This window comes from Curtobacterium sp. MCBA15_005 (assembly GCF_001864855.1).
Taxonomy (GTDB): domain Bacteria; phylum Actinomycetota; class Actinomycetes; order Actinomycetales; family Microbacteriaceae; genus Curtobacterium; species Curtobacterium flaccumfaciens.
Genome location: NZ_MJGL01000036.1, coordinates 1 through 236, shown reverse-complemented (window position 1 = coordinate 236; position 236 = coordinate 1). Strand labels below are relative to the sequence as shown.

Here is a 236-nt window from a genome sequence, read left to right as displayed (position 1 = left end):
GGCAGGGCCGCGGCGATGCCACCGGCGACGTCTCCGTCGAGCAGCAGTCGCGTGCCGGCACCGGTCGCGCGGATGGCGCGGATCAGCTCGTCGTGGCGCGGGCGGTCGAGCACGGCGACGACCATGTCCTCGAGGTCCTTGCCCTTGGCCTTCGCCAGCGCGCGGATGTTGTCACCGATCGGCTTCTCGAGGTCCAGGACACCGCGACCCTCGGGGCCGGCGGCGATCTTGTCCAT

General features: G+C 72.0%; 1 protein-coding gene. It reads right to left on the bottom strand.

Annotation, left to right across the window (positions count from 1 at the left end; all coding sequences use genetic code 11):
• Positions 1-236: fructose-bisphosphatase class II (locus BIU89_RS12875; RefSeq protein WP_139179118.1), on the bottom strand; the 236-nt coding region annotated here is incomplete at both ends.